Source organism: Pedobacter sp. UYEF25 (assembly GCF_054061655.1).
Map to the genome: position 1 here is coordinate 393,482 of NZ_JBSSEL010000001.1, position 19,831 is coordinate 413,312.

General features: G+C 36.3%; 22 protein-coding genes. 8 read left to right on the forward strand and 14 right to left on the reverse strand.

Annotated elements, in window-relative coordinates:
• Window positions 1-18: 18 nt before the first annotated feature.
• From ACVWYG_RS01545 to ACVWYG_RS01555, 3 genes are all read right to left on the reverse strand, one after another.
• The gene (locus tag ACVWYG_RS01545) at window positions 19-1,875 is read right to left on the reverse strand and encodes a M1 family metallopeptidase (protein ID WP_457268365.1); all 1,857 of its coding nucleotides are present in this window, start codon (window positions 1,873-1,875) and stop codon (window positions 19-21) included.
• Between the two features lie 24 nt (window positions 1,876-1,899).
• On the reverse strand, window positions 1,900-2,868 hold the full coding sequence (locus tag ACVWYG_RS01550; protein ID WP_457268366.1) for an exonuclease domain-containing protein: 969 nt from the start codon (window positions 2,866-2,868) through the stop codon (window positions 1,900-1,902).
• A 209-nt stretch (window positions 2,869-3,077) separates the two neighbouring features.
• Window positions 3,078-3,209, reverse strand: a complete 132-nt coding sequence (locus tag ACVWYG_RS01555; RefSeq protein ID WP_457268367.1) for a hypothetical protein — start codon at window positions 3,207-3,209, stop codon at window positions 3,078-3,080.
• 206 nt (window positions 3,210-3,415) lie between these two features.
• On the opposite strand from ACVWYG_RS01555, the gene ACVWYG_RS01560 reads away from it, so the two are divergent.
• On the forward strand, window positions 3,416-4,195 hold the full coding sequence (locus ACVWYG_RS01560; protein ID WP_457268368.1) for a murein L,D-transpeptidase catalytic domain family protein: 780 nt from the start codon (window positions 3,416-3,418) through the stop codon (window positions 4,193-4,195).
• On the opposite strand, the gene ACVWYG_RS01565 is transcribed toward ACVWYG_RS01560, so the two are convergent.
• The 7 genes from ACVWYG_RS01565 to ACVWYG_RS01595 form a co-directional block, all read right to left on the reverse strand.
• Window positions 4,185-4,634, reverse strand: coding sequence for a hypothetical protein (locus ACVWYG_RS01565; RefSeq protein WP_457268369.1), 450 nt, complete (start codon window positions 4,632-4,634; stop codon window positions 4,185-4,187). The two genes, ACVWYG_RS01560 and ACVWYG_RS01565, sit on opposite strands and share 11 nt — an antisense overlap.
• Before the next feature lie 52 nt (window positions 4,635-4,686).
• Complete coding sequence (locus ACVWYG_RS01570) at window positions 4,687-5,070, reverse strand: DUF3037 domain-containing protein (protein ID WP_457268370.1); 384 nt, start codon at window positions 5,068-5,070, stop codon at window positions 4,687-4,689.
• Entirely contained in the window at window positions 5,048-5,857 is an 810-nt protein-coding gene (locus tag ACVWYG_RS01575) for a HipA family kinase (RefSeq protein ID WP_457268459.1), read from the reverse strand. The genes ACVWYG_RS01570 and ACVWYG_RS01575 overlap by 23 nt, the downstream gene beginning before the upstream one ends.
• 132 nt (window positions 5,858-5,989) lie before the next feature.
• Window positions 5,990-6,196 (reverse strand): hypothetical protein, encoded by a 207-nt coding sequence (locus ACVWYG_RS01580; protein ID WP_457268371.1) that lies wholly within the window; start codon window positions 6,194-6,196, stop codon window positions 5,990-5,992.
• Between the two features lie 212 nt (window positions 6,197-6,408).
• Window positions 6,409-6,972 carry an isopentenyl-diphosphate Delta-isomerase gene (gene idi / locus ACVWYG_RS01585; RefSeq protein ID WP_457268372.1) on the reverse strand — a complete coding sequence of 188 codons (564 nt, stop codon included), beginning with the start codon at window positions 6,970-6,972 and terminating at the stop codon, window positions 6,409-6,411.
• A 16-nt stretch (window positions 6,973-6,988) separates the two neighbouring features.
• Window positions 6,989-7,825, reverse strand: coding sequence for a phytoene/squalene synthase family protein (locus ACVWYG_RS01590; RefSeq protein ID WP_457268373.1), 837 nt, complete (start codon window positions 7,823-7,825; stop codon window positions 6,989-6,991).
• Between the two features lie 8 nt (window positions 7,826-7,833).
• Window positions 7,834-8,715, reverse strand: coding sequence for a MerR family transcriptional regulator (locus ACVWYG_RS01595; protein WP_457268374.1), 882 nt, complete (start codon window positions 8,713-8,715; stop codon window positions 7,834-7,836).
• 197 nt (window positions 8,716-8,912) lie between these two features.
• Here ACVWYG_RS01595 and ACVWYG_RS01600 point away from each other — a divergent pair, with 197 nt between their 5' ends.
• From ACVWYG_RS01600 to ACVWYG_RS01615, 4 genes are all read left to right on the forward strand, one after another.
• The gene (locus ACVWYG_RS01600) at window positions 8,913-9,536 is read left to right on the forward strand and encodes a hypothetical protein (protein ID WP_457268375.1); all 624 of its coding nucleotides are present in this window, start codon (window positions 8,913-8,915) and stop codon (window positions 9,534-9,536) included.
• 416 nt (window positions 9,537-9,952) lie between these two features.
• On the forward strand, window positions 9,953-11,326 hold the full coding sequence (locus ACVWYG_RS01605) for an exonuclease domain-containing protein (protein ID WP_457268376.1): 1,374 nt from the start codon (window positions 9,953-9,955) through the stop codon (window positions 11,324-11,326).
• A gap of 2 nt (window positions 11,327-11,328) precedes the next feature.
• Window positions 11,329-11,670 carry an MmcQ/YjbR family DNA-binding protein gene (locus ACVWYG_RS01610; RefSeq protein ID WP_457268377.1) on the forward strand — a complete coding sequence of 114 codons (342 nt, stop codon included), beginning with the start codon at window positions 11,329-11,331 and terminating at the stop codon, window positions 11,668-11,670.
• 69 nt (window positions 11,671-11,739) lie between these two features.
• Window positions 11,740-12,156: a VOC family protein gene (locus ACVWYG_RS01615; RefSeq protein ID WP_457268378.1), complete on the forward strand. Its 417-nt coding sequence runs from the start codon at window positions 11,740-11,742 to the stop codon at window positions 12,154-12,156.
• Window positions 12,157-12,395: 239 nt separating this feature from the next.
• Here the strand turns inward: ACVWYG_RS01615 and bioA are convergent, their stop codons facing one another.
• From bioA to ACVWYG_RS01630, 3 genes are read right to left on the reverse strand one after another with little or no spacing between them, the layout of a single operon-like run.
• Window positions 12,396-13,694 carry an adenosylmethionine--8-amino-7-oxononanoate transaminase gene (bioA, locus tag ACVWYG_RS01620; protein WP_457268379.1) on the reverse strand — a complete coding sequence of 433 codons (1,299 nt, stop codon included), beginning with the start codon at window positions 13,692-13,694 and terminating at the stop codon, window positions 12,396-12,398.
• Between the two features lie 20 nt (window positions 13,695-13,714).
• On the reverse strand, window positions 13,715-14,161 hold the full coding sequence (locus ACVWYG_RS01625) for an NUDIX domain-containing protein (protein ID WP_457268380.1): 447 nt from the start codon (window positions 14,159-14,161) through the stop codon (window positions 13,715-13,717).
• Window positions 14,148-15,110, reverse strand: coding sequence for a cation diffusion facilitator family transporter (locus ACVWYG_RS01630; protein WP_457268460.1), 963 nt, complete (start codon window positions 15,108-15,110; stop codon window positions 14,148-14,150). The genes ACVWYG_RS01625 and ACVWYG_RS01630 overlap by 14 nt, the downstream gene beginning before the upstream one ends.
• A 136-nt stretch (window positions 15,111-15,246) precedes the next feature.
• Between ACVWYG_RS01630 and ACVWYG_RS01635 the strand changes: the two genes are divergently transcribed.
• Entirely contained in the window at window positions 15,247-16,443 is a 1,197-nt protein-coding gene (locus ACVWYG_RS01635; protein ID WP_457268381.1) for a pyridoxal phosphate-dependent aminotransferase, read from the forward strand.
• A 136-nt stretch (window positions 16,444-16,579) separates the two neighbouring features.
• Here the strand turns inward: ACVWYG_RS01635 and ACVWYG_RS01640 are convergent, their stop codons facing one another.
• Complete coding sequence (locus tag ACVWYG_RS01640) at window positions 16,580-17,824, reverse strand: ABC transporter permease (RefSeq protein ID WP_457268382.1); 1,245 nt, start codon at window positions 17,822-17,824, stop codon at window positions 16,580-16,582.
• A gap of 210 nt (window positions 17,825-18,034) precedes the next feature.
• Here ACVWYG_RS01640 and queA point away from each other — a divergent pair, with 210 nt between their 5' ends.
• Together queA and ACVWYG_RS01650 are read left to right on the forward strand one after the other, a co-directional pair.
• Window positions 18,035-19,084 carry a tRNA preQ1(34) S-adenosylmethionine ribosyltransferase-isomerase QueA gene (gene queA / locus ACVWYG_RS01645; protein WP_457268383.1) on the forward strand — a complete coding sequence of 350 codons (1,050 nt, stop codon included), beginning with the start codon at window positions 18,035-18,037 and terminating at the stop codon, window positions 19,082-19,084.
• Between the two features lie 43 nt (window positions 19,085-19,127).
• Window positions 19,128-19,799, forward strand: a complete 672-nt coding sequence (locus tag ACVWYG_RS01650; protein ID WP_457268384.1) for a 2-C-methyl-D-erythritol 4-phosphate cytidylyltransferase — start codon at window positions 19,128-19,130, stop codon at window positions 19,797-19,799.
• Window positions 19,800-19,831 lie beyond the last annotated feature (32 nt).

The following is a 19,831-nucleotide window of genomic DNA, read 5'->3' on the forward strand; positions in this document are numbered from 1 at the left end:
CAAACCTGTCAGTCTCTTCTAATTTACTGAAAAAATGTTATCATGCTTGTTTTTATCGGGTACGTGAGCGCTTCCCAATACCACCTTTTTTAACTTTTTCTGCGTCTTAATAGTCGCTATCGTCTTTTCAGCATTTTTCCAAACGGCGATGGTGTAATGTAGTTCTTCTTCGTCGCCATTCTGGTATTTCAGGGTCAGATCGACCGGCAATGGCTTTAAACTTTTATTTTCTATCGCAATCGAATACCCATCTGCTGTCTTATTTACTGCTGTGATGGCCATATCAGTAATGCCTCCATCGAAAAACCACCTTTTCCAAAACCAGTTTAAATTTTCTCCGGCGCCTGCATTTATACTGTAGAAAAAATCAAATGGCATTGGGTGTTTACCATGCCAATTTTTAATGTAATTGTGCAAAGCTACATTAAATTTTACCTCTCCCAAATAATCCTTAATATACAGGTAGCCTAGGCCGGGTTTTGGATAAGAATTTGTAAAAGCACCGCTACCGGATAAATTCGGAGTTAAAGTCATAATGGGCGTATCATTTCTACTACCAGAAGAAGCTGCAGTTGGTTGGATCCCATATTCATCAACGATGGTAGAATCTATCATAGAAGAAATCGTCCATTCTCCAATAGTTGCCCAACCTTCATCCATCCACCCATATTTTGTTTCATTGATACCCATATAAAATGGAAACATGGTATGAAAGATCTCATGGTCTGTTAATGTAATTGCATCTGTACGGTTCTCTACAGGATTATCATTTACCATCATTGGATATTCCATTTGATCCAAACCGTCAAATATTGTTTCATGCTGATAGGGAAATGGCCATTTTGGAAAAATGTAGCTCATTGCATGAACTGTTTTTCTGGCGAAATCTATCACTTCATAATAATCTTTATGTGTCGAATTGAAGGCTGCATCTACTCGCGTTCGCCTTTTAGTTACTGAATCTACCACCAAACTTGTTGATTTCCACAGATAATGATCGCTTAATGCAAAAACAAAATCCGTTACATTGCTAGCTTCGAACTTGAATGTATTGGATGCATTTTGCGCTGTCACCAGCTGCTGTTTTAATTCCTTATCATTTATTACATCTACCACGGAGTCAACGCGTTCTGCGAGTTTAATTTTATTCACTATCTGTGGCTGATAAACTTCATTGGCGTTTAACAAATCTCCGGTAGCCCAAACTGCGAAATTTTTTGGAACTGTTATCTCACTTTTAAAATGATCAAAATCGTTATAGAACTCTTCTGCTCCGTTATATGGATATTTATTCCATCCGTCAACATCGTCGTAAACGGCTATTCGTGGAAAAAAATAAGCGATAAAATAAGACCCTTCATCAACCTGGCCTGTGCGAATGTGCGACCCTCTATTTAAGACATAACTGTAATCTATAGAAAATGTCATCTTGCTTTTTGGAAGCAACGACGGCACCGACAATGTCATGTTCGTTCCATCGACCTGATAATTGCTAATTGCCTTTCCATTAACTTTAAATTGTTGGATGGAAACACCATCACCCAAATCGGCGTCAGCAATTTTAGATTTTCTACTGGTACCCTTTTTATACAAATTTGGATACAACTTGAACCAAATTTGATTTAATGTATTTGGACTATTATTAGAATAGGTGATGTCTACATGTCCATTTAGAAGCCTGGTATCTGGATTGAAGTTAACCTTAATCTTGTAATCAGAATGATTTTGCCAATAATTTATGCCAGGTTTCCCCGACATATCTCTAGTTTTTTGAGTATATGTTTTTTGAAAGACAGGATCAATAGGAAGTTTAACCTGTGCACTGGCATAAAGAAACCCGAAAACAATTAAAGCAAAGGCGACTAAAAACCTCATATACAACACCTTCATCTAAAATTATTATTTCCCGAATTTCATTTTGAGCTGATCCAGCATTTCGTCATTTATCGGCTTGGCTGGCTGCTTTGGTTTAAACTCTTTGCGCACAGGTTGAGTTGTTTCTATGTGCTGGACTGGCACTTTTTTAACTTCAGCTGCCGCCTTTGATGTCCTTTCCTCATTTTTCTTCTCGTTGAACTTTGCCCATTCCTCATCCAATTTTTTCTTGGTGTACAACGGAAAATCCCCCTGCTTCATCCAGGCATAATAGCTGGGTTCGGCACTAAAAACTTGCAAAACGGTTTTACCTTTGTGCTTTCCAAAATTAAAGCACACATCGCCTTTGTCGTTATAAACCATCCTGCCTGCAAAATCTACGGGCTTTTGCAAATTGGTAAAATTGTGTAATTGGTCGATGTCATTAACTACTGGTTTGCTTTTTTTGCCATCTTTACTTTCAAACTCTTTATCCTTATACAAATCTAACTGACCTAGCAGTACTTTATAGGTCGCACGTACATCAGTCTCCGCAGCGTGGGCATTTACCAAATCTTCCTTACAATAAAAATGATAAGCAGCTTTTAAAGTACGCTGTTCCATTTGGTGAAAAATATTTTGCACATCTACGAACTTACGCTCTGTCATATCAAAATCAAGGCCAGATCGCAAAAACTCTTCCAATAACATGGGGATATCAAATTTGTTAGAATTGTACCCGGCTAGATCGCTATCACCAAAAAAATCGGCCAACTCCTTTGCAAGCATTCTAAAAGTAGGTTCGTTTGCGATGTCTTCATCATAAATATTATGAATGAGTGATGTTTCTAAGGGAATGGGAATTTCAGGATTAACCCGCCAGGTTTTCACTTCTTCAGACCCATCGGGCATCGCTTTTAAAATGGCAATTTCAACAATTCTGTCTGCGCCAACATTTAGGCCTGTCGCCTCTATATCAAAAAATGCAAGCGGACGTTTTAAATTTAGTTTCATGTAAGGAATAAGTTACTTTCTTAAAAAGAATGACAATCAAAGGTGCTAAAAAAGAACAATTGTTTTAAATATAAGACAAATTAATTAATGATTAAATCTTATCGTCTGCCATTCCATTGTCTTAAGATAGATTTTTGATGTGCAATATTTATTCCAACTAATTTCGGCCTACTTAAACCCAGAACAAAAATATTCCGGTAGTCAAAACTCTAGGTGTTTAGTAAAATAATTATTATTCCGACTCCAATACCTATAACCATTATTAAATACATAATAATTTCGGTACTTGCGAAGTGCTTATATTTTTTCCAAAAAGATTCATCCTTTCCCTCGTCATCCATACTTTTAGTGTTGAAGCCAAAGATAAAAAACTTAGATCAAGTTCTAACCAAAATGGTTGGCTCAGTTGAATTTCCATTTTTGTTAATGCGCTAGCATAATTGTCATATTAAAGCAATAAAAATAACTAGATATTGAATAATCAGCTATTTGGACACTATTCTGCTTTTCATAGCGTAAATAGCCTAATCTTTCCAACTCTATTTTGATGATCAGATCTTTTCTTAAGTTTATACCAACATTATTTCTTCTTTTCATTGTTAATGTTGCAAGGTCTAATGCTTCTGTAAATTCTTTTTATGGAAACGAGTTTGCGGGTATAATTTCAGCAGATAGCTTATATAACTCTTTTACCCTAGAAATTTTTAGAGAGGCACATTTAGACTCAGCTGGATTGAATCCTCTTGTTTTTCAAAAGGCAATTACTGGATTTTATAATTTGCAATTCGATGGATTATCTGCCAATAGCAACATTCTTACGATAATCGATTTTGATAAAGAAAGTTGCACAAAGAGACTTTTTCTCATCGATGTTGTACATAGAAAATTGCTTTTGAATACTTGGGTAGCGCATGGAAAAAATAGTGGCGAAGATAAACCTGATCATTTTTCCAACCTACTAAACTCTAACGAAAGTAGCATTGGATTTTACATAACAGGAGAAGTTTATTTTGGCAAACACGGCCGATCAATGCGATTAGATGGTTTGGATAGTGGATTTAACGACAATGCTCGCAATAGAGACATAGTGTTACATGGCGCCGACTATGTTAGTCAAGATTGCATTGACGAACTCGGCAGATTGGGAAAAAGTCTTGGCTGTCCGGCAGTTGCGCGAGCGTTAAGTGATGCAATTATAAATGCAACCCTCAACCGAAGTGTACTATTTATCAACCATTCTCAAGACGATTATTATTCGCAATATCTGGATGTAAAAACAGCATCACTAGTTGCTAGGCAAGCACATATTTTTCTTGCTAGCCTGTAGGTTTAGCATAGCTAATCATTTTTAATTCATTCGGAAAAGCGCCGACTACAATTGTTTTAAAAGGTCCGAGTAAATCCCAAAACCAACGATTTGTATCACTTTTAAATTCTCCACAATCGACAATACTCGCACGCTCAATTAATTTTTCAAGGACAGTCCTGAAAAAATTAATTTTAACAAAAGGCAATATGCATAATCCCACATTGTGACAGTAGACATGGATTAAAATTTCTACCAAAAGCGACGAATCTCCAATATGCAGCGGTTTCTGATATTTCTCCTCATATCTCCTCTTTATCTCGTCAATTAGGAACAAAAGTCTATCAGGATCCTTTCCCTTAAGGTAAGTCCAAAGAGCGGAGTTGCTGTAAAGCTTAATTAAGCCTGGTTCAAGTCCAATTTTTAAAACCTTAAATGATGTAATAAATAGTTGATCCACGAAAGTAGTTTGGCTGCAATTTTAGAAAATTTTGACTTTTATGTTTATTCTTTCATAAAACCAATTGTTGATGCAAACGATTTAAGGTTGCATGTGGATTTGTTGTGAACCCGGGGTGCACCTTAGAACACTGAATAATTGTACTCCTCGTGGCAGTTAACCATCTAAATCTCGAGGCTATGTCATAAAAGCCAATTACACCAGAACCCTTAATTCCCTTTGCTATGTTTTCGAAAGCATTTAGATGATTTTGAAGCATCTCAAAATCGGTTTCTCTATTTAAACATAAAATCCTAGACTGATCAACGGAAATAAAAGCTTCTAAAAAGTTTTTCGCAGTGCAGAATAACACCACACCCACATTTAAGAATTCTTCGCGCTCTACCCGAGGCACAAGTCTAATCACGGCGTACTCAAACAGAAATTTCTCTTGCATGGTTTGCCTCGTTTATAAAAATAATAGAATGCGCTAATCTCTTTGATAGAAATTTTAAGTAAGCTGCACGGTGGCTTTGACTGTCGTCAAAATTACCTTCGGAACGAAGCCATTGATCTGGTATTAAACCAACTATAGCCTTAAGCTTACTTTCAGTCAAAATGGCTTTAAACTGCTCATCCACTTCTTGCATTCGAGTTGCCCAAGGCAATAATGCATGATCTTTAATTAGTAAGAACGGACTTTCTGCCTTTTTCTCCCAATTGTCCCAAGAGTGGTGAAAATACAATGCAGCCCCGTGATCTATTAGCCAAAGTTCTTTGTGCCAAATCAACATATTGGTATTTCTGCAAGTTCTGTCCATGTTGGTTAAAAAACAATCTAACCATACAATCTTGGACGCCAGCAATTGGTCGATATTTCCCACCGTCGCATCAAATGTAATTGCTCCCTGTAGATAATGCAATGCTAAATTTAACCCTACACTTGCTTTTAATAAGTCTTGAATTTCTTCGTCAGGTTCTGTTCTACCAAACGCTTCGTCTAAATTAGCAAATACAAGTTCCGGCACATTTAACCCTAACAAACGTGCCACTTCGCCACCAATTAATTCTGCGATTAGTGCATTCGGACCTTGGCCCGCACCAACGAATTTTAAAACATATAAAAAACCGTCATCTGCCTCTACCAATGCAGGCAATGAGCCGCCTTCTCGTAACGGACTAACATATCTAGTAACATGAACTGTTCTGAAAGAAAGAAAATTTTCTGGACTATCCAAAAGCAGGATTTTTAAAGTTTTTGCAAGATACAGAAATAATAATATGGAACTTAAAGGCTAACGCAAGCGGAGGTTTATCAGCACAGAGTGCTAAAGTATGAGGTCAGCACGAAAGGTATTTCTATTTTAAAAAAGATTTTAGAAGTTTTCTTTTCCACCTCTATTTTCCAAAAACTCGTGGCCTTTTTGAGTTAAAGATGCAGACCACTGCGCGTTTTCAGTATCAAATTTAACCAACCCAAGTGCCTCCAATTCCTCATACTTATCGTTCATTCCGCCAAGAATGGACGAACTTACCTGCTGATTGATTTCTGCTAACATTTCGACGATTTCTAATCTTTCCATGGGGAGTAATTTAAAAAAAAACACAACTAGTGCTCAATTGTTTAATCAAAAACTTTGAAAGCTATTTATTTAGTTTAAAATTAAAGTAATTTTTTTTAGCGCTAAATTGTTACAATACATAAGTGATTGTATGTCATTTAGTTACGTAGCTTCGTAAAAAATTGTTTTTTATTGATAAATGTTTTTTTACCTTTGATTCCGAGAGCGTTAATTTAGATGCGGGAGTGTGACTTAGGTTGCATTCCCGTTTTTTGTTTAGAAGAATTTTGAAACTCGATTACTTGAGAGATACAAATTTTTAACCAAGGCGTATATAGGCTCGGGTTTTGTCCGATATTCAAACTTAATTCTTCCAAAGTCATAAACTTATAAGCTTCAACTTCCGTAGGATTTAAAACTGGTATCTGATCGGAAAATCCGAAAAAAACGTGATCGATCTCATGCTCTATCAGTCCGTTCTCGAAACTTGCGTAATATTTAAAAGAAAATTTATGTTCGAGACTAGAAATCATACCCATCTCTTCCAATAAACGTCTGCAGGCTGCCGAGGTGTTATCTTCGCCCACCCTTGGATGACTACAACATGTATTTGTCCACAACCCGCCACAATGATATTTATCGTGCGCACGTTGTTGAAGAAGCAGTTGATTTTTACTGTTGAACACAAATACGGAGAATGCACGGTGCAATGCGCCAGTCTCATGAACAGCCATTTTCTCCATTTTGCCAATTTGGCAATCATTTTCGTCTACCAAAATCAATTGTTGATTCATCATTTAATTTTCTGTAACATCAAATAACGTTAAGTTTGTTTCTTATCATAGAATCTAGCATTAAACCAATCTTTATTCGATTTGGAATTCTAATGCGTTCTATCATAATATTTTCTGCCGACAGGCGCTGTATTTTCATGAACAGTTTTTGATAATATACGTAAGCCAGATAAACACCGTTTCTGGAGCTGACCGGCAACATCTTTATTCCCTGTAACGCAATTTTTAAATCGCCCTTAATTTCCAATTCAATTTCTTGTTTTTGTCTATCGCAAAAAGCTGCTAAATTAACATTAGGAAAATAATTTCTACTCAATTCCTGATGATCAGCTTTTACGTCCCTTAAGAAATTTATCTTTTGAAAAGCAGCACCAAGTTTCATAGCATATGGTTTGAGGCGCTCATATTCTACCTCATCACCTTTGGTAAAAACCTTTAAACACATCAATCCAACCACTTCTGCTGAACCTAAAATATATTCTTCGTACAAGGCAGTTGTATATTCCTGTTTCTCTAAATCCATTTCCATACTTTTTAGAAATTGGTTTATCAACTTATGATCGATATTATATTTATTTACGACATGTTGGAATGCATGCAACACGGGATTTAAACTAATTCCATGCGCAATTGATTCGAATGTATCGTCTTTAAATTTTCTAAGCAAGTAAGATTTATCAAAATCATGGAAAGTATCTACAATTTCATCAGCCAGCCTCACAAATCCATAAATAGAATAGATTGCCGGTCGCAGATCTTTATTTAGAAAGTAAATGCCAAATGAAAAACTTGTGCTGTACCTTTCGGTGGTCATTTTACTGCAATCAGCAGATAATTGATCGTATATCGCTTTCATAGCTTTCCTTAATTGTTAATACATGCTTCAAACTGAGTTACCGTTTTCAACCAGGTTACTCCGATGGGTTTTTTTACTGTTTTTAAAATCTCTTTGTTGCCTGCCACATATACGGGAATGCCTTTGCAGTTTTCAACTAATTTATCAAAATAGTATTGTGCTTCGTTAATGTTCCGAGCTTTAATCATAAATAATAACGCGTAATCTATATGAGTATTTTTTACAATTTCAGCCATATCAGGCAGTGGAACATTTCCTCCGAGATATATTACTTTTTGCCCAGCCTTTTTTAACAAATATTTTGCAAAAAGTAAACCTACATCATGATTTTCGTGCTCGGGAAGAAATAAAATCCATGTTTTCTTAAAATTCTTTACAGATGGAATAGCGTCTACAGCGGCAATAATTTTCTGCCTTAAAATATTTACTAAAAAATGCTCGTGAGAAGGGAAAATGCTTTGCTTTAGCCACATGAAACCCAACCTAACCAATAGCGGATACATGATGCATTTATAACACGTTATGAAACCAAATGTTTTGATCGATTTATTTAATAAAATTTCAATTTTTTGCTCGTCGAAGTCGAATACGCTATTTAACACTTGAGCGATAACTACATCTAAATCATTCTCTCCAACATGTGCATTTTCTCTAACTGAAATAAGTTTATTTAAATCAACTGTGGAAAGTTTAGAAATTTTAGAAATCTTTAAACCAGATTTATTGAGTGTGGCAATACTCAAAAGCTTTTTTAATTCATCGTCGTCATACAAACGGGTGTTTCCTAGCGTACGAAGCGGTTTCAATATTTTATACCTGCGCTCCCACACTCTAATTGTATGAGACTGAATGCCAGAGAGTTTCTCTAAGTCCGATATACTATAGTTCATGTTTTGTTTATATTCTGCATCAAATATCTGAACAAAAATAAACTAAAAAATCAAATTTAGTACATTAATCTACCAAAAATTTATGTTCTTCAAAATTTTTGATTTTTTCCGTTAAATATCTTTTTAAGGTAAATAGTTGAAGAGAAAAAAAGGAAACTTTTTATGTTAAAATTTGTTAAAAACTCAAATCATAAAAGATGAAAATAAAATTAATACTACTTACTGCAGCTGCAGTTTTTGTTTTAAGCCCAAAAGTTTTCGCTCAGCGTGTCGATAAACTTTATACAATGAACGGTGCGGGGTTTTCTTTTCCCATTGGAGAGACGAGCGACTTTTTGAAAGCGAAATTTTCTACAGCCTTAGGCTTGAACTTGGGTTTTGGCGACGGAGGCTTATTTTTATATCCAAAAGTAAGCCTACATTCGTTTGGTTTCAACCAACTTAAACCAGATGCTGGATTTAATTATAATTTGGAAAAAGGAAGGTCTACGACGTACTTGCTTAACATTGCGTTAGGGTACCGAAAAATTGTACAGAAATGGGGATTTTACGGCTTCGCTGGTGCCGGTGGTGGGTTTATTTTGACTCCACAAGCTGCGGTTAACACTGCAATGGCTGAAGTGACTTTAAGCAATAAAACGAATACGCTAGGCATTGCCGAAGGAGGCGCCGGAATAGAATACAACATTGGTAGCGCAAATTTATTTATTGAAGCAAGCTACATGTATGGATTTAGCAAAATCCAAAATAGGGTGTTCAGCGCAGTGCCGATTATGGTTGGCATAAAACCGAATTTAAGTAAGTTATTAAGTAAGTTATAAAAAGTTTGCGCAGAATTGTTTTCTAGAATTCAACGCTTAAGTTAAAAGCGGAGTATAGATGCTAACTTAAACTGCTTTGGAAGCTGTATTACTCACCTATTTAAAATAAATGACGTGTACTTTACTTTTTTCTATTTACTTAAAGATTAGTGCTAATTTTTGTTTTCCTAAAAAACAACGGTTGATTGTTAAATAAGATATTTTAAAATACATTTTCGTAAAACAACTAAAATGTCTTATTTGGTTAGCTTTAGCGCATACTAAATTGAAAGATATGGAGATCCATAACGGGAAAATAATACTGATAAATATATATTAACGCTTTTGAGGCATAAAAAGCGCTTACGTTACAAAAATATTTTTTTCTTTTTTTTACTAATTATTTTAGCATAGATTTGTGATAAATTTTATGTTGAATGTTATACGCAGTTGTAGATATTGAAACCACGGGAGGTCATGCCTCAGCAAGTGGGATTACTGAAGTCGCCATAAACATACATGATGATGGCAAGGTGGTAGAGAGATTTTCTACACTCATTAATCCCGAACGTAACATCCCAATTTACATCACTGCGCTGACGGGGATTGATCAACAAATGCTTATCAATGCGCCAAAATTTTATGAAGTAGCTGCAAAAATCTTTAAGCTATTGTCTGATAAGGTTTTTGTAGCCCATAACGTAAATTTCGACTATTCTTTTTTAAAATATCAGTTGGCTTCAACTGGTTATGATTTGCAGTGCAAAAAGCTTTGTACTGTACGTCTCAGTAGAAAAGTTTTTCCTGGGAAACTTTCTTACAGTTTGGGTAAACTTTGTAGTTCGCTTAATATTCCGTTGAGCAATAGACATAGAGCTGCGGGTGATGCTGACGCCACAAGTATTTTATTTAATTCTTTATTGCAATGTGATAAAGAGGGAATTATCGCAGAAATGCTTAAAAAAACATCGAAAGAACAAGTGCTTCCACCGAATTTGGACAAGAAGATTATTTTAAACCTCCCAGATAGTCCGGGAGTATATTACTTTAAAGATAAAAAGGGGAAAATAATTTACGTTGGTAAGGCAAAAAGTTTAAAAAAACGAGTAGCCAGCCATTTTACGGGCAATAAGCCAAACAAGCAAAGACAAGATTTTTTAAGAGAAATTTTTTACATCGACCACACTGTTTGTGGAACTGAACTAATGGCTTTAATTCTAGAAGCGAATGAAATTAAGCGTCTTTGGCCAACCAATAATAGGGCGATGAAGAGATATGAACCCAAATATGACCTATGTGTTTTCGAAGATCAAAAAGGCTATTTACGTTTGGCTATAGATACCCATAAAACAAATTATAAGGCAATACATTCGTTTAATAATTTGTTGGAAGGATTTAATTTTGTCACTTTTCTAATAGATAATTATCAGCTTTGTGGTAAACTTTGTCACTTACAGAAAACGGCAAAATCTTGTAGCACACATTTGGCAGGGCAATGCTTTGGAGTTTGCAGTGAAATCGAAACTGTTTCCGTATATAATAGAAGGGTGCAAAATGCACTTGAGGAAATTAAAAAAAATCAACCTAACTTTGCATTGTTAGATGAAGGTAGAAATGCAGAAGAATGCAGTTGCCTTGTAGTAGAACATGGCAAATTTTTTGGCATGGGTTATTTATCTGATAAAACTGAAGTAGATGCAGGACTATCAAATTTTAGAGAAAAACTTTCGTTATACAACAGCAATGATTATATTGTAAATCTTATTTTAAATCATGCAGCAAAACACCCTCAAAAGCTGCTCAAATTATAAACATGCCACAAGTAGAACACTTTAAAAACATTGCAATCTCTTTTGAGGATGTAATTGAAGAGACACAAGCAGAGAAAACATCGTTTAAGGTGGAAGATAAGATTTTTGCCACACTAAACACACAGAACCTTAAGGCGATACTTAGGTTATCGACAATAAACCAGGTTAAATTTAGCGATTTAGATCCTTCTGCCATATATCCCGCACCGGCGGGTTGGGGCAAACAAGGTTGGACTATTTTTGAACTAAAGTTTGTTGAAGAAGGCCTAATAGACCAAGCGGTAAAATTGTCTTATTGTGAGGTCGCTCCAAAACAACTTGCAGAAAAATACGCTCAAAAATAAGTTATTTTCCACTGATTGGGTCTTTAGCATTGCAGAAGCACCAATCAGTTAAACCTTGAATTCCCTAATATGACAAAATCCATCTGGCTCAATCTTCCGGTAAAAAGTGCAGAAAAATCGAAAGCTTTTTTTACATCAATCGGTTTCCGACTTAATTTAGAGTATGGCAGTCGACCTGATTCAGCTTCTTTTTTGATTGGAGAAATTAATTTCGTGATGATGCTTTTTGAAAAGCCAATATTCGAAGGATTTGTAGCGACTACTATTTCCAATCCAGAACAAGGCAGCGAAATGCTCCTTTCCATCGATGCGGAAAGTAAAGAGGCGGTTGACGAGCTGCTAAAAAAAGTGGAAAACGCCGGAGGGACAATTTACGCTCATCCAAATGATGATGGAGGTTTTATTTATGGATTTGGCTTTCTAGATTTAGATGGACACCGTTGGAATGCAATTTATATGGACGCTAGCCGAATGAGCTTAGGCTAGTCGATATTTTAAAAATAGTTTTAAGATTTTAAACTTTTATAAATATTTACCAATTAGATACTTCTAGGACTACAAAATCTTTACAGTCTTCCAAAGTAGCGAATGTATTAAAGCCGACTAAATTTTCTCTTTGTTGAAATATGTAGTAGAAACGGGTAGCAGCGGTATCCAAAATCGTTTTCTTACTTCCTCTAATGAATAATAATTATTCAATTTTTTTTAGAAATAAAACTATTGCCTCATACTTCCTCTAAGGCCATTTTTATCGCGTCGTATACTTCTCGCAAATCGCTATCACTTATTACGTATGGGGGCAAAATATAGATGATATTCCCGAGTGGTCGAAGTAAAATACCTTTGTTTAAAAAGAAGTTATATAATTTATCCCTTAATTCGCTGAGGTAGGATGTTCCTGCTTCGGTTTGCCATTCGAAGGCTATGATCGTCCCTGTTTGCCTAATCTCTTTGAGTTTATTATGCCCTCGGATTTCATCTGCAAAACTAGCGTGGCTAGCTTCTATTCTTTTAATGTTCTGAAGAGTACTAGGATCTAATAGGATATCTAAACTCGCCAGAGAGGCCACACAAGATAAAGGATTTGCTGTAAAAGAATGCCCGTGGTAAAGCGTTTTCACCTTATCTTCACTCAAAAATGCATCGAAAATCTTGTTGCTACATGTGGTAATGCCAAGAGGCATTGTCCCACCGGTCAATCCTTTGCTCAAGCAAAAAATATCTGGTTTATGATTCAATCTTTCGCAGGCAAAAAAAGTTCCCGTACGGCCGAATCCCGTCATCACTTCATCAGCAATAGTCAAGACCTCATTGATTTGGCAACATTCAATAAGCTGATCGAGATGCGCTGCTTCATACATCAACATCCCACCAGAACCTAAAATAAGTGGTTCAAAAATAAAACAGGCAAGTTCGGATTTTAACGCTAAAATCTGAGTTTTTAGATTTTCGACATTATTTTCATTTGGCAAATCTATAAAAACAACATCGAACAACAACCCGTTAAAAGCATCGGTAAAAATACTTCTTCCGCTCACGCTCATTGCACCGAAAGTATCGCCATGGTAAGCATTTTTAAAGGCCAGGATCTTAGTTTTTGGCTTCCCGATGTTATTGAAATATTGCAGACTCATCTTTAAAGCAACCTCTACCGCTGTTGAACCATTATCTGTATAAAACACCTTTTCTTGTTCGCCAGGCAATAGTGGAAGTAGTCGTTCTGCTAGTTTAACCGCCGGTTCATGCGTAAAGCCCGCAAAAATAACCTGCTCTAGCACAGACAACTGCTCAGAAACTTTTTGTGCAATATGTGGGTGTGCGTGTCCATGTATTGTTACCCACCAACTAGAAACTGCATCTATATAACGCTTTCCGTCTTCATCAAAAAGGTAGGATCCAACTCCCCTAACTATGGGAATATGTGGTAGCGCATTCTTCATTTGCGTATATGGATGCCAAATAACCTTCTTATCTCTTTCTACTAAATTTTTCTTTTCGTCAATCGACGGTAAATCGGTATTCATGATATTTACTTTTTTTAGATTTAGACTTTTGAAACTGATTTCAACATGTTGCCTACAGTCCTGTCTGTTTTAAAGGTTAATGCATCTATATTCAACATCGCAACATTCTCCCATCTAAAAGCTTGTTTAATGTCTTCATTTCCATCAAAATCAAATATTTTTGTTTTAAATGTAAGTTTTAGAGGCGTAATTTCCTTAACTAAATAGTAAATACTAATCAACTGACTGTCGTTAAAGTATGATTTCTCGAAGAAATCTGTTGTGTAAAAATGGCTTAAAACTTCAATTTCTATAAAACACTCTTCTAAAAACTCTCGTTTTAAGCCATCTATTAACCCTTCGCCAAACTCCAAACCGCCGCCTGGAAACTTGCTAAACTTGAAGCCGTATTCTTCTTCATCGCTTACAAGAACTTCATTTTTTTGATTGATCAACAGACCATACACTCGAACATTAAAGTAGCTCATTTGTGAAGTGTTTATAATTTTTTACAATAAGCTCCGGCGTCCATACAATCTCCTCTTTAAACCTTTCTGATCGAACCGGGCAGTTTTCTAAATGACAATAATGGCAACACTGTGGCAAACAAGGATCTGCATGAATAAATAATTCTGCCCTCCCAATTTTGCTCTTATTTATCAGCTCATCAAAGTCAGAAATTTGTTGATGCACTTGTGTTAATTCGAAATAATAAGGTAAAGTTACATGACAATCAATGTGTAAATCTGGTCCGTATCTCTGTGTGCGGAGGTTGTGAACATCTATCCAAGCGTTCTGCCTATTTTCTTGAAGCGTGTTGGCCAATTGAGAAACCAACAAACCGTCACTTTCGTCCATTAAACCCGCAACTGAGCTTCTAATTAACTTGTATCCTACATAAACGATGTAAAACGCCACTAAGCCTGCACACAAACTATCTAACCAAATTAAACCTGTAAACTGGACGAGCAGCAAGCCAATTACAACAGCCACACTTGTGTAAGTATCTGTAAGTAAATGTTTTCCGTCGGATTTAAGAGTGATAGATCTTTCTACGGTTCCTACCTTTATAAGGTATAATCCCATCAGTAAGTTTGCCAAACCAGTTATTCCGATAACCAATGTACCGAGATAAAGTTGCGATATCGTTTGCGGATAAATGAAATTATAACCTGCCTTAACGATAATAACCAGGCCTGCAATGAGTACGAGAATACCCTCCAAAAAAGAAGAAAAAAATTCCACTTTGCCATGCCCGTAAGGATGATTTTCATCTTTGGGGCGACTGGTTAGGTAAATACTATAAAATGCAAAGCCGGATGCAACTATATTTACCACACTTTCTGCCGCATCACTAAAAATGGCATTACTATCTGTAATAAAGTATGCGGCAAATTTTGCTAGCATGAGCACAATACTCAAAGCTAACGAAATCACAATTGCTTTCTTTTTTACGTCCAAAACATCTTTTTTTTCAAAAGTACAGTTATCAGCTAAATTAATTTACAAAAAACCAGCCTTTTTTGGCGTATAAAACATTTGGTTTATATATTTGTGGTCAAAGTATTTAAACATGAGCATTTTATCACAAAGAATAAACAATTTATCAGAATCTGCCACTCTAAAAATGACAAAACTAGGCAGAGATTTAAGCGCAAAAGGAATTAATATCATTAGCCTAAGCGTTGGCGAACCCGATTTTAACACGCCCGAGCATGTTAAAAATGCTGCAAAAATCGCTTTAGATGAAAATTACACGCGTTACTCTCCTGTTCCAGGCTATCCGGATTTACGCCAAGCAATTGTAAACAAATTAAAAAAAGAAAATAATTTAGATTACGACATCTCCCAGATTGTAGTTTCTACAGGCGCAAAACAGTCGCTTTCTAACGTTATTTTAACACTTATTAATCCGGGTGATGAAGTAATTATTCCTACACCATACTGGGTTTCTTACTCTGAAATGGTTGTGCTAGCAGAAGGGAAATCTGTTTTTATTGATACAGATATCGAGAGCAATTTTAAAATTACCCCTGCTCAGTTAGAGGCTGCGATTACGCCAAAGACCAAGTTATTTATGTTTTCATCGCCATGTAACCCTACAGGAACGGTTTACTCTAAAGGCGAACTTGCGGCTTTAGCCGAGGTATTTGAAAAACATCCAAATATTTTCATTTTATCAGATGAGATTTATGAGCACATAAACTTTGTAGACAAACATGAATCTATTGCACAATTCGAAAACATTAAAGACCGCGTAATTATTATAAACGGCTTTTCAAAGGCTTTTGCCATGACAGGTTGGAGACTGGGTTATTTGGCTGCGAACAAAGAAATTGCCGCAGCAAACGACAAACTCCAAGGACAAACCACCTCTGGTACCTGTTCTATTGCACAGCGTGCAGGAATTGTAGCTTACGAACAAGGTCTGGAAACGGTAGACAAAATGAAAGAAGCTTTTTTGCGTCGCAGAGAATTGGTCTTTAAGCTTTTAAATGAGATACCTGGCGTAAAAACAAATTTACCGGATGGCGCATTTTATTTTTTCCCAGAAATTAGTTCTTTTTTCGGCAAACAAGATGCTAATGGAAATATGATCAAGGATTCTTCAGACTTAGCGCTTTATTTATTAAACGTTGGCCATGTGGCAACTGTTGGGGGAGATTCTTTCGGAAACAACAACTACATCCGTTTATCTTATGCGGCAGCAGACGACAAATTGATCGAAGCGTTGAAAAGAATAAAGGACGCTTTGGCCAAACTGAGCTAATGGGCTAACTCAAAAATCGAAAAATCCCTTTTCAACCAATTGAAAAGGGATTTTTTATTTCCGTATAATTCGTCATTAGAGGTCCTTTTCGAATTGAAGGGTAATGGAAGTAAGAAGTGTTAAGTTCCTTGACCCGCTAACTTCTAATCGCTTCAACAGGATCTAATCTCGAAGCAGAGTAAGCCGGCCAAAATCCGGAAATGGTTCCAATAATAACGGAAATACCTATTCCTAAAGCAATGTTCTTATAGCCTAAAACAATATCGAAATCGGCAGTAGCACTAATAATTTTTGTTAATATAAAGACAAGCAATAAGCCTAACAAACCACCTAAAATGCAAAGCGAGATGGATTCGAAAATAAACTGGAGCAAAATGAAGTATCGCTTTGCGCCGAGAGATTTTTGAATGCCAATGATATTTGTTCGCTCTTTAACCGATACAAACATTATATTGGCGATGCTAAATCCCCCTACCAAGATAGAAAATCCGCCGATTACCCATCCCGCAATATTAACCATATCGAACAAGCTGTTCAGCTGATTTGAGATAATTGTTGTTTTGTTCAGCGCAAAGTCGTCCTCTTGGCCAGGTTTAATGCGCCTAATAGACCTCATTAATCCGTGTAACTCACTCTCTACTTCCTCCAGAGAAACTTTATCACTGCCACGAACCGTTATTTGTGGATCGTAATTATCGCTTTGCACATCTAAAATGCCCTTTGCGAAATTTATAGGAATTGTTACGTTATTATCCAATGAAGTGCCGAGCATGTCCTCGCCTTCCTTCTTAAAAACACCTATTACGCTTAATCGCCTGCCTAACACGTTAACTTGTTTGCCTATTGGATCATCTCCGCTAAAAAGACCACGTGCAATTTCGGCACCTAACAAACAGACCGGTGAGCCATTATCACTTTCCATTTGGGTAAAATATCTACCGTCTTCTAGCTCGAAATTCCAAGTTTTATCAAAATCTTGAGAAACCGCATCCACGTTTGCGCCCTCCACAGAGTTACTGCGATATTTTATAATGCGATTACCTGTAGACATCTGGTATGTAATGCCATCTGCGTTCTCTAATCGCTCCTTTAAAGCGGTAAAGTCGCGTTCAGAGGGTTGTGGGCGATTTACATATTTCCACCAAGGGTAATTCCCTCCAAAAGCCCAAGGCCATTTTTGGATGTACAATGTATTTGAACCCAATTTATCTACACTAGCTTGTAATTTTGCCCTGAAACTATCCACAGCTGAAAACACCGCAATAATGGTAAAAATACCTATTGTTATGGCCAATAGGGATAAAATGGTGCGCATTTTGTTTTGCCTTAAAGCATCAAAAGCAAAGCGAATACTTTCGCCGATTAACCTAAAAATTATCATAGTTAAACATTAGATTACAAAATTACTAAAAAGTTACACCACAAGCGATTTCTAAAGGCAACAAAGGTTATTTGCTCAGTTTTAAAGAAAACGTAAAAATATTTAACTCAACCACCCCTAAGTATGAACTAAAAGACCAAATTACACTTACATAACTGACAATACAGATTTAAATTTGTATTTTTGCACCTCAAAAAATTTGCATCGAGCATGAAATTATCACAATTCAAATTTAACTTACCGGAGTCTTTAATCGCAGAAAAACCTTCAGAACATCGGGATGAAGCCCGATTAATGGTTTTACATAAAGACAGCGGCAAGATTGAACATAAAATTTTTAAAGACGTTTTAGGTTACTTTGATGATCAAGACGTTTTGATTTTAAACAATACAAAAGTGTTTCCTGCGCGTTTATACGGTAATAAGGAAAAAACTGGGGCTACTATTGAGGTTTTCTTGTTGCGTGAATTAAATAAAGAATTGCGTTTATGGGATGTTTTAGTAGATCCGGCACGAAAAATTAGGGTTGGTAACAAGCTTTATTTTGGTGAAGACGATTTATTGGTTGCAGAAGTAGTTGACAATACTACATCCCGCGGACGTACCATTCGTTTTCTATTTGATGGTACAAATGAGGAATTTAGAAAAAATGTTGAAATTTTAGGAGAAACTCCTTTACCAAAATACATAAAACGGAAGGCAACTGCTGAAGATAAAGACCGTTATCAAACCATTTTCGCCAAGCACGAAGGTGCGGTAGCCGCGCCAACAGCAGGTTTACACTTTAGCAGAGAGTTGATGAAAAGACTTGAACTGAAAGGAATAAATTTTGCAGAAGTAACTTTACACGTTGGGTTAGGAACATTCAGAACTGTAGAAGTAGAAGATCTTACCAAGCATAAAATGGATTCTGAGCAGTTCATCATCGAGCAGAAAGATGCAGACATGGTTAATAAAGCTATCGAGGAGAAACGTAGAGTTTGTGCGGTAGGGACCACTTCTATGCGTTCCATCGAATCTGCAGTGTCTGCGAACAGGAGGTTGAAACCGGCAAATGATTGGACGAGCAAGTTTATATTCCCCCCTTATGAGTTTAACATCGCAAATTCGATGATTACCAATTTCCATACACCCGAATCTACCTTATTAATGATGGTGAGTGCATTTGGTGGTTATGAAAATATAATGAATGCTTACGAAGTAGCTGTAAAAGAAAAATACAAATTTTACAGCTATGGCGATGCAATGCTAATTATTTAATCATTGTCAGCTGGTATTTAGATCAATTATCTAACTACTTCACATGAAAAACTACGCAATTATAGTTGCCGGCGGCTCGGGCAAAAGAATGAATACTGAGGTTCCAAAACAGTTTCTACTTTTGAAAGGGCTGCCAGTTTTAATGCACACTATAAATTCGTTTGCGAGAAGTAAGTCAAAGCCAATAATCTTATTAGTCCTTAATAGCGATTTACACCATTATTGGGCTGAACTTTGCCTAACTTATCATTTCGACACGCCTCATAGCGTAGTTGTGGGTGGAAATGAGCGTTTTCATTCTGTCAAAAATGCGATCGATAAAATTACTGAGGAAGGATTTATTGCGGTACATGATGGGGTAAGACCCTTGGTTTCTACAGCCCTAATAGATGCTTGCTTTACGGCTGCCAAAAAATTTGGAAATGCCGTTCCGGCCGTAATGGCCAATGAAAGTGTGCGAAAAAAAATAGGTATCAACTCTATTTGCTTAAATAGGAGCGAAATATTTATGGTTCAAACGCCGCAAGTCTTCAGTTCGACAATATTAAAACACGCTTATTGCCAAGAATTTAGCGAAACCTTTACTGACGATGCAAGTGTAGTAGAAAAAGATGGAGTGGAAATTTTTTTGTTGGAAGGTGAGATACGCAACATTAAAATCACATATCCTGTAGACGTATACCTCGCCGATTTTTTTATAAACGAAATAAATTAACTGGTTAATGAAGTTTTAACCTTCACTAACCA

What these genes read in the sequence shown, in the direction of transcription:
- bioA (WP_457268379.1), bottom strand. Translation starts at nt 13,694, where the DNA reads ATGAATACCGATTTACCGTCGATTGACGAAAAGAAAAATTTAGTAGAA.
- ACVWYG_RS01615 (WP_457268378.1), top strand. Translation starts at nt 11,740, where the DNA reads ATGACAAAATCCATCTGGCTCAATCTTCCGGTAAAAAGTGCAGAAAAA.
- ACVWYG_RS01555 (WP_457268367.1), bottom strand. Translation starts at nt 3,209, where the DNA reads ATGGATGACGAGGGAAAGGATGAATCTTTTTGGAAAAAATATAAGCAC.
- ACVWYG_RS01635 (WP_457268381.1), top strand. Translation starts at nt 15,247, where the DNA reads ATGAGCATTTTATCACAAAGAATAAACAATTTATCAGAATCTGCCACT.
- queA (WP_457268383.1), top strand. Translation starts at nt 18,035, where the DNA reads ATGAAATTATCACAATTCAAATTTAACTTACCGGAGTCTTTAATCGCA.
- ACVWYG_RS01580 (WP_457268371.1), bottom strand. Translation starts at nt 6,196, where the DNA reads ATGGAAAGATTAGAAATCGTCGAAATGTTAGCAGAAATCAATCAGCAG.
- ACVWYG_RS01650 (WP_457268384.1), top strand. Translation starts at nt 19,128, where the DNA reads ATGAAAAACTACGCAATTATAGTTGCCGGCGGCTCGGGCAAAAGAATG.
- ACVWYG_RS01625 (WP_457268380.1), bottom strand. Translation starts at nt 14,161, where the DNA reads ATGAGCTACTTTAATGTTCGAGTGTATGGTCTGTTGATCAATCAAAAA.
- ACVWYG_RS01600 (WP_457268375.1), top strand. Translation starts at nt 8,913, where the DNA reads ATGAAAATAAAATTAATACTACTTACTGCAGCTGCAGTTTTTGTTTTA.
- ACVWYG_RS01560 (WP_457268368.1), top strand. Translation starts at nt 3,416, where the DNA reads ATGATCAGATCTTTTCTTAAGTTTATACCAACATTATTTCTTCTTTTC.
- ACVWYG_RS01550 (WP_457268366.1), bottom strand. Translation starts at nt 2,868, where the DNA reads ATGAAACTAAATTTAAAACGTCCGCTTGCATTTTTTGATATAGAGGCG.
- ACVWYG_RS01590 (WP_457268373.1), bottom strand. Translation starts at nt 7,825, where the DNA reads ATGAAAGCGATATACGATCAATTATCTGCTGATTGCAGTAAAATGACC.
- ACVWYG_RS01595 (WP_457268374.1), bottom strand. Translation starts at nt 8,715, where the DNA reads ATGAACTATAGTATATCGGACTTAGAGAAACTCTCTGGCATTCAGTCT.
- ACVWYG_RS01610 (WP_457268377.1), top strand. Translation starts at nt 11,329, where the DNA reads ATGCCACAAGTAGAACACTTTAAAAACATTGCAATCTCTTTTGAGGAT.
- ACVWYG_RS01570 (WP_457268370.1), bottom strand. Translation starts at nt 5,070, where the DNA reads ATGCAAGAGAAATTTCTGTTTGAGTACGCCGTGATTAGACTTGTGCCT.
- idi (WP_457268372.1), bottom strand. Translation starts at nt 6,972, where the DNA reads ATGATGAATCAACAATTGATTTTGGTAGACGAAAATGATTGCCAAATT.
- ACVWYG_RS01545 (WP_457268365.1), bottom strand. Translation starts at nt 1,875, where the DNA reads ATGAGGTTTTTAGTCGCCTTTGCTTTAATTGTTTTCGGGTTTCTTTAT.
- ACVWYG_RS01640 (WP_457268382.1), bottom strand. Translation starts at nt 17,824, where the DNA reads ATGATAATTTTTAGGTTAATCGGCGAAAGTATTCGCTTTGCTTTTGAT.
- ACVWYG_RS01605 (WP_457268376.1), top strand. Translation starts at nt 9,953, where the DNA reads ATGTTATACGCAGTTGTAGATATTGAAACCACGGGAGGTCATGCCTCA.